The sequence below is a fragment of the Saccharopolyspora sp. NPDC002578 genome (assembly GCF_053592695.1).
The window spans coordinates 1-7,669 of record NZ_JBSFWJ010000134.1 but is presented as its reverse complement, the minus strand read 5'-3'; the positions used below and the strand labels follow the sequence as shown (position 1 = coordinate 7,669).

8 protein-coding genes are annotated in these 7,669 nt (G+C 70.3%); 3 read left to right on the top strand and 5 right to left on the bottom strand.

Annotated features, from left to right (window positions below; all coding sequences use genetic code 11):
• Positions 1-207: 207 nt before the first annotated feature.
• The 4 genes from ACWD38_RS29725 to ACWD38_RS29710 form a co-directional block, all read right to left on the bottom strand.
• Complete coding sequence (locus ACWD38_RS29725; RefSeq protein WP_450125390.1) at positions 208-1,197, bottom strand: chitinase; 990 nt, start codon at positions 1,195-1,197, stop codon at positions 208-210.
• Positions 1,198-1,214: 17 nt separating this feature from the next.
• On the bottom strand, positions 1,215-2,210 hold the full coding sequence (locus ACWD38_RS29720) for a chitinase (RefSeq protein ID WP_184480372.1): 996 nt from the start codon (positions 2,208-2,210) through the stop codon (positions 1,215-1,217).
• A gap of 482 nt (positions 2,211-2,692) precedes the next feature.
• Positions 2,693-3,520: an SDR family oxidoreductase gene (locus ACWD38_RS29715; protein WP_184480370.1), complete on the bottom strand. Its 828-nt coding sequence runs from the start codon at positions 3,518-3,520 to the stop codon at positions 2,693-2,695.
• Positions 3,521-3,684: 164 nt separating this feature from the next.
• Positions 3,685-4,110: a pyridoxamine 5'-phosphate oxidase family protein gene (locus ACWD38_RS29710; RefSeq protein ID WP_184480368.1), complete on the bottom strand. Its 426-nt coding sequence runs from the start codon at positions 4,108-4,110 to the stop codon at positions 3,685-3,687.
• 100 nt (positions 4,111-4,210) lie between these two features.
• Between ACWD38_RS29710 and ACWD38_RS29705 the strand changes: the two genes are divergently transcribed.
• Both ACWD38_RS29705 and ACWD38_RS29700 read left to right on the top strand, forming a co-directional pair.
• Positions 4,211-4,816 (top strand): class I SAM-dependent methyltransferase, encoded by a 606-nt coding sequence (locus ACWD38_RS29705; protein WP_184485466.1) that lies wholly within the window; start codon positions 4,211-4,213, stop codon positions 4,814-4,816.
• 111 nt (positions 4,817-4,927) lie between these two features.
• The gene (locus tag ACWD38_RS29700) at positions 4,928-5,239 is read left to right on the top strand and encodes an SCO4225 family membrane protein (RefSeq protein WP_184480366.1); all 312 of its coding nucleotides are present in this window, start codon (positions 4,928-4,930) and stop codon (positions 5,237-5,239) included.
• Between the two features lie 4 nt (positions 5,240-5,243).
• On the opposite strand, the gene ACWD38_RS29695 is transcribed toward ACWD38_RS29700, so the two are convergent.
• On the bottom strand, positions 5,244-6,038 hold the full coding sequence (locus tag ACWD38_RS29695) for an IclR family transcriptional regulator (protein WP_184480365.1): 795 nt from the start codon (positions 6,036-6,038) through the stop codon (positions 5,244-5,246).
• Between the two features lie 245 nt (positions 6,039-6,283).
• Here ACWD38_RS29695 and ACWD38_RS29690 point away from each other — a divergent pair.
• Positions 6,284-7,669, top strand: a 1,386-nt coding sequence (locus ACWD38_RS29690; RefSeq protein ID WP_450125389.1) for an MFS transporter, incomplete at its 3' end; no start/stop codon positions are given.

Genomic DNA, 7,669 nt, shown 5'->3' with positions numbered 1-7,669 from the left:
GCTTCCTCGCGAGGACAGCGATTTCGCTGTGTATGGACATACATGAGAAATCGATCCCGCAGCGAGGAAGCCGCTGAGGTTCCGCTGAGCGACCCACTACGCAGGTCATGCTGCGCGAGTCCGGCGACCATCCGTGGTCCGGACGAACGCCCCCTCGGTCCGGAAGGCCGGGCCGAGGGGGCGGTTAGCTGAGCTCGGTGGAGCCGGTCAGGCGCCGAAGCCCTTGATGATGTTCGTGAACTCGTACGGCGCCTGCTCGATGCTGCTGCACGTCGGGGAGACCGCGCCGCCGGGGCAGCTCCCGTTGTCGCGGCCCGCGGACCAGAACGACAGCAGGCCGATCTGGTTCGCGTCGGCCCAGTCCAGCAGCTGGCGGGCGTTGTCCGGGGTGAAGATGTTGCCGTTGTAGTTGCGGCCGATCATCGGCGTCACGCCGAGGCGGGCCTTGAGGTCGGCGTCGCTGAGGTCCGGCCAGATCTCCTTCATCTGCTTGAGCACGCTCTCGGAGGCCGCGATCACCGCGTCACCCCAGGGCTTGGTGGAGCCGAACTCCATGGCCATCGGGTTCACCAGCACGTCGACGCCGTGCTTCGCGGCGCTCTGCAGCACCTGCAGCGAGTACGGGTCGAGCCCGGTGTCGTCGCTCTGCACGCGCAGCGTGTAGCTGACCTTCGTACCGCGCTCGGCCTGCAGCTTCGCCAGCGCCTCGTTCGCGACGTCTTCCGGGATGGTCGCCTCGACGTCGACGTCGAGGTGGTTGCTGCCGGTGACGTCGAGGATCTGCTTGTAGGCGCCGAGGAGTTCGTCCGCGCTGCCGCACACGCTCTCCAGGTACGGGCCCATCGCGCCGCCGGTGGCGACGATGACGTCCCCGCCCTGCGCGCGGAGCTCGTCGATCTGGCCGACGATGCTCGGGTCGTCCAGCGCCTTCTCGCCGCCCCACATCGGCGTGCACCCGGCGGCGCTGCCGAGCACGAAGGCCAGCGTGAAGTTCTTCTGCCCGGTGGCTTCCGCGACCTCGGCGAGCGTGGGCTTGTCCTGGGTGATGTCGATGTACGGCGCGACCTTCATCTCCGCGGCCGGCGCCGGCGCGGGCGGGGCGGCGGGGGCCGGTTCGGCGGCGCCCGCGGACATCGCGGACAGCGGGAGGACCGTGGTGGCGGCGATCGCGGCCACCAGCTTGGACAGGGGTTTCATCTGCGATTCTCCTGGTGTCACTGGTATTCGGCGAAGATCTGGGTGAACTCGTACGGCTGCTGCTCGACGCTGCTGCACTTGCCGTCGGCCCAGCCGCCCTCTTCGGTGCAGACCCGGTCGCGGTTCATCGACCAGTACGAGAGCCTGCCGAGCCGGTGCTGCTTCGCGTAGTCGAGCACCGCGCGGAAGGTGTCCTGGGTGAACAGCTCGCTGGGCTGGTCGGTGTGCCCGTTCATGAGGATGACGCCGGTGCGCGCGTAGGCGGCGGCGTCGTCGAGCTCGGGGTGCAGCTCGCGGATCTGCTCGTGCACCGCCTCGGCCACGCCGATCGCGCTGTTGGCCATGTCGTCGGCGGGGCCGCCGTAGTCGAAGTCCATGACCTTGTAGAGGTCGATCTCGGCGCCGATGTCCTTGGCGCGCTGGATCTCCGCCTTGCCCGCGTCGTTGAGCCCGACGGTGGTCGTCGGCAGCGTCAGCGTGACGTGCAGGTCGGGGTTGTTCTGCTTGAGGGACTTGATCGCCTCGAAGCGCTTGGTCTCGCCCGGCACGTCGCCGAGGTCGTCGCCTTCGACGTCGAGGTCGATGTGGGTGAGCCCGTACTTGTCGATCACCTGCTGGTAGGCGTCCGCGAGCGAGGCGGAGTCCGGGCAGGCGGCGCCGAGGTCGATGCCGTTGTACCCGCCGAAGGACACCGACAGGTCGCCACCGGCCGCGCGCACGGCGTCGGCCTTCTCCTTGACCGCGGTGTCGGTCTCGACCTCCTGGCCCGGTTTGCCGTCCCAGGTGGGGGTGCAGCTACCGGCGTCGGGCGCGAGCACGAAGGCGAAGATGTAGTCCTTCTGGCCGCTGGCCTCGATCGCCTCGGTGATGTCCTGCGGGGCGTTGTCCAGCGGCATGTAGTACGGCGCGGAGCGGAGTTCGCCGGGCGCGGCCTCGGCCGCGGGGCCGCCGGTGAACGGCAGCACCAGCAGGCCGGCCGCCAGCGCCGCCCATCGGATCGGTTTCGTCGTCAAGGGTGTTCTCCTCTACCCGCCCGGTCCGGGGACCGGTGTGGTGTGGCCAGGAGATCCCGGAACGCGCCGCGCTCGGTCCGGGTTCTGCTGCGGACGGGTCGGCGCGGCGCGTGTTCGGCGCCGCTGCCGACGGGCGGCAAACCTATGTGGACCCGATCACCCCGTCAATGGGTCTAGACCTTTTTCGCCAGGCTCTGCCCGGAGATTCCGCCATCACGCGGTACGTGAAGTCGTCCTTGTGCCGGATTGCGAAATCGGGGATTCGGGAAAAACGGACCGCGCCGTCGTGGTGCCGCTTTTCCTGGCCGGCGCGGCGTGGTTCTGTTCCGCCCTGTCGAGGGAACCGTGAAGTTCAGTCGTGGCACCTGATTCGCGGACGCGGAACGGCAATTCTGGGAAAGGCGCGATTTCGGTCGGCCCGTGGGGCTCGACTGGCGCGAGCCGCTGCCCCTATACGTCCACAATGGACGAAAAGGGGCTGCTCAGAACTGCCGGGTCGCCGCGACGACGCCGCCGTCGACGAGCAGGTCCGTGCCCGTGATGAACGAGGCCGCCGGGCCGAGCAGGAAGGACGCCGCGTCGGCGATGTCGGTGGTGGTGCCGATCCGTCCCGCGCCCGAGGAGTCGATCATGGTGCGCATCCGGTCGCCGTGCTCGCTCGCCAGTTCCTGGCGCGCCATCGGCGTGGAGATGACGCCGGGACTGATGCTGTTGATCCGCGCCCCGCGCGCGCCCCAGGTCGTCGCGGCGGCCTGCACGCGCAGCTGGTTGGCCCGCTTGGACAGCGGATACGCGGCTTTCGGATCGTCGACGGCCGCCACGACGGGCAGCTCCAGCAGTTCCTCGGCGGGTGTCACGGCGAGCGCCCGCTCGTCCTCGGCGTTGAGGCGGGCGAAGTGGCCGGACATGCTGGAGATCACGACCCCGGCGCCGCCCGCCGCGACGACCCGCTCGAACTCCGCCAGCACGAACGCGGTCCCGAGGAGGTCGACGGCGAGGATGGTGCTCGCGGGCGCCTGGATGGGGGAAACGCCCGCCGTGTGCACGAGGCGGGTGATCGGGCCGAGCCCGTCGGCGAGCGCCGCCACCGACGCGACCGAGGCGCGATCCGCGACGTCCACCTCCGCCGTGGTCACGTCGAAACCCTCGTCGCGGAGCACGTCGGCGAACCGTTCGAGGGACGCGGTGTCGAAGTCGGCCAGGACGAGCCTGCGGCCGCAGCCCTCGCGGCGCGCGATGGCCTGGCCCATGCCGCCCGTTCCGATCACGACCGCTACTTCGCGGGTGGGCTGCTCGCCGGTGGGGGACATGGATTTCCTCGCAGTTCACGCTCGTCGACGCTGTCCGACCGGCTCGTGCCGGTCGGTCGGCCACCACGCTACACCTGGCTAAGTTGGATGACTTAAAGTGTGAACGGGCGCGCTCCTCGCCCCGGAGCACCGGTGGCCCCCGGTCGAGGAGCGGCGCGGATCCGCTACACCGAGCCGAGGTCCGCCGACAGCCAGTGCTCCGGGCGCATGTAGATCACCACGTGCTCGCCGAGCCGGGTCCGCTCGTACTCCATGAATTCGGCGGCCCGATCCGGCGGCAGGTAGCGGTGCGCCATCTCATGGGAACGGTCCGGAGATCCCGCCTCGGTCCGGACGACCGGACCTTCCACCGAGACGTAGCGGACCGACGGCGCCGTCCGCTGCACCATCAGGCTGAAGCGGCCCGCGTCGCGGATCGCCCGCGCCTTCCGCGACTCCGGGCCCGTGTAGATCCACAGCTCGCCGCCGGGGGAGTACTGGTACCAGATCGGCACCGTCAGCGGCGCTCGATCGGACGCTTGCGCCACCGCGAGCGCCCCGATGTGCGGTTCGGCGAGGAATTGCTCTCGTTCCTGTGCAGTCAAAGCCATGGCACGGAAGGTAGCGGCGGGCACCGACGATCGCGCGATCGACGAACCGGAAGTGCGAGCGCCCTGCCGCTCCCGCGTACCGGTCGAGGAGGATGGGGACATGGTCGAGCAGAGCATGTGGATGCGGAAGGTGGCGGCCGATCCCGGGCACTCCGCCTGGTACGTCGAGCGGATCCGCGGCATGGCGCGGGCCGGCGACGACCTCGCCGGTGAGGCCCGGATGGTGGACGCGATGGTCCCCCGCGGCGCGCGCGTCCTCGACGCGGGCTGCGGCCCCGGCAGGGTCGGGTCCGCGCTGGCCGCGGCGGGCCACGAGGTCGTCGGCGTCGACGTCGACCCGGAGCTGATCGCCGCCGCCGAGCACGATCACCCCGGCCCGCGCTGGCTCGTCGGCGACCTGGCCGAGCTGGACCTCCCGGCGCGCGGCGTCACCGAGCCGTTCGACGTGATCGTGTGCGCCGGGAACGTGCTGCCGTTCCTCGCGCCGAGCACGCGCGGCGCGGTGCTGCGGCGGTTCCGCGAACACCTCGCGCCGCAGGGGCGCGTCGCGGTCGGGTTCGGCGCCGGGCGGGGCTACGGGTTCGACGAATTCTTCGCGGACGCCGCGGAATCCGGCCTGGCGGTCGAGCTGAAGCTGTCCACTTGGGACTTGCGCCCGCTCGCCGCGGACTCCGAGTTCCTCGTCGCGCTGCTGAGCCGCGGATGACGCGACGCGCGTGATCGTCGGTGGGGATGGGTAGAACTGCTCATGCGGTCGAAACCGTCCCGCCTGGATAGTGGAGATCGGTTCCAGTGATCGTCTTCCAGGAGGTCTCCCATGCACGGCTCGCAGCGCTCTTGGGCCGCGGCATTCCACCGGTACCTGTTCAACCCGGCGGGACTGGGCTACCTGACGCTGGTGTCCGCGGTGTGGGTGTGGACCGCCGCGGACGCGCTGCTGGTCGACCGGGCCGACGCGAGCCTGGCCGGGATCTGGGGATTCCTCGTCACGGCGCCGACCTCGCTGGTGTTCGTCCAGCTGGAGGGGCCGTGGCTGTGGGCCGGCGTCGCGTTCGCCGCCGTCTTCCAGGCCGTGCTGCTCGGCATCGCCTACTGCGGCACCCCGAGCGAGGTGCGCCGCGGCGCGTGACCGCTCACGCGCTCTCCGAGTCGCGCCAGAACAGCTCCGCGAGCCGGTCGACGGTGCTCTGCATCTTGTGCAGCGCTTCGGGAATGCGGGCGCGGCCGAAGCGGCTCCGCGGACCGTTGAGGGTGAGGATCGCCACCAACGTCCCGGCGCTGTCCCGGATCGGGCGCGACAGCGACAGCAGCTCGGGCTCCAGCTCGTTGTCGATGGTCGCGAAGCCCTGCTCCAGGACCTGCCCGAGCTCCACGAGCAGCGCGGCCCGGTCGGTGATGGTGTGCGGGGTGAAGGCTTCGAGCTCCACCGGCAGCGTCCGGCACAGCTGATCGGCCGACTGCTCGGCGAGCAGGACCTTGCCGGTGGAGCTCGCGTGCATCGGGTAGTGCCTGCCGACCATGTTCTGCGACAGCACGCCGACCACGTGCGAGCCCGCGGCTTCGGCGACCAGGTCCAGGCCGTCCTGCGCGTTCGGGATGGACAGCGTCACCGACTCGTTGAACTCGTCGGCCAGTTCCTGCAGCAGCGGCTGCGCGTGCGCCACCAGGCCCGCGTACGGGTCCGCGTTGCGGCCGAGCCGCGCCAGTTCCCAGCCGAGGACGTAGTTGGTGTCGATGCGGTCGACGAGACCGCCCTGTTCGAGGCTGTGCAGCAGCCGGAACGCCGTCGGCCTGCTCAGTCCCGCCGCCTTCGCGAGCGTGGTGACGGTGGCCCCGGTCCGCGGTTGGGCGGCCAGCTCGCGGAGCAACCGGACGGCTTTGGTCACCGATTTGTTGACCATCCCCGATTGCTCGGGTGCCTCGCCCATCCGCTTCCGCCTCCCGCTACGAGGAGCGCATCCGGCCCCTGGACCTGCCGTGCGCCCACCCTAACAGCCGCGTTCACAAAGTGGACGCGTGCTGCTCGGGGTGGCCTGTCGTGCGGGGCGGGTCACCCGCGCCGCGGGGAACGGCCCCGAGTGCGGGCGGGGTCGCGGCGTCGCGCTATAAACCCGTGCGGCAATGCCGGGCGTGGCCGGTTTCGAAGTCCTCCACGCGGGAAGGAAACGAGCCGGTGACCTACAACTCAGTCGCGGACACCCCGCGCAGTTCGGTCGACAGGAAGCGATTCCTGATCAGGCTGACCATCGTCGTCGCCGGCGGGATGTTCATCGACGGCTACGTCCTGGGCATCGTCGGCACCGTGATCGGCGCCATCACCACCGACCTGGACATGTCCGTGTACGGCGAGGGGCTGATCGGGGCCGCGGCGCTGATCGGCATCTTCGCGGGCGGGCCGCTGGGCGGCTGGGCCGCGGACAAGTTCGGCCGCAAGCCGATGTTCACGATCGACCTGGCCATGTTCGTGGTCGGTTCGGTGCTGCAGTTCTTCGTCGACTCCAGTTGGCAGCTGTTCGTCGTGCGGCTGCTGATGGGCGTGGCGATCGGCGCCGAGTACTCGATCAGCTGGCCGCTGATGGCGGAGTTCGCGCCCGCGCGGTTGCGCGGCCGGTGCCTGTCGTTCGCGGAAGTGGCCTGGTACATCGGATTCGTGGTCGCCTTCGTGGTCGGTTTCGCGCTGACGGCGCTGGACGCGGACTGGCGGGTGATCCTCGGGACGAGCACCGTCCCGGCCGTGATCCTGTTCTTCGGCAGGCTGGGCGTGCCGGAATCGCCGCGCTGGTTGATGAGCAAGGGCCGCGTCGAAGAGGCGCGGCGGATCGCGGACACCTGGATCGAGGACCAGGCGGACCGCGCCGACATCACCGGCGAGCAGCAGCGCCAGGGCACGTTCCGGATGCTGTTCTCGTCGCGGTACTGGCGGGCCACCACGTTCATCTCGGTGTTCTGGTTCTGCACCGTGACGCCGTACTTCGCCATCGCCACCTTCTCCGCCAGCGTCCTGGCGCACTACGGCCTCGGGGAGGACGGGCTCGTCGGCGCCATCGGCGTCAACGGCGTCGCGCTGCTCGGCGTCGTCGTGTCCTGCCTGCTCATCGAACGGATCGGGCGCCGCAAGCTGACCATCCCGCAGCAGTGGGTGTGCGCGGCGGTGCTCGTCGTCATCGCGCTGTGGGCTTCGGCGCCGCCGCTGGTCGTGCTGGGCTGCTTCCTGGTCTTCGCCTTCGCCAACGCGATGTGCACCGCGCTCACCGGTGTCTACCCCGGCGAGGTGCTGCCCACCGAACTGCGCGGCATCGGGACCGGTTTCGCGACCGCGATCAGCCGCGTCGGCGCCGCCATCGGCACCTTCCTGTTCCCCTGGTCCATGCAGGACCTCGGTGCGGGCACGACGATGCTCGTCGCGGCCGGGATCTGCGTGGTGGGTGCTCTGGTGTCGCAGGCGCTGGCACCGGAGACCGCCGGGCGCAGGCACAGCAGCGAGCACCGTCTACGACGAACAGGGCTCAACAGCCCGCTCAGCCCAAGCCCTCCTAGTCACCCCGCTCTAACCAGACCA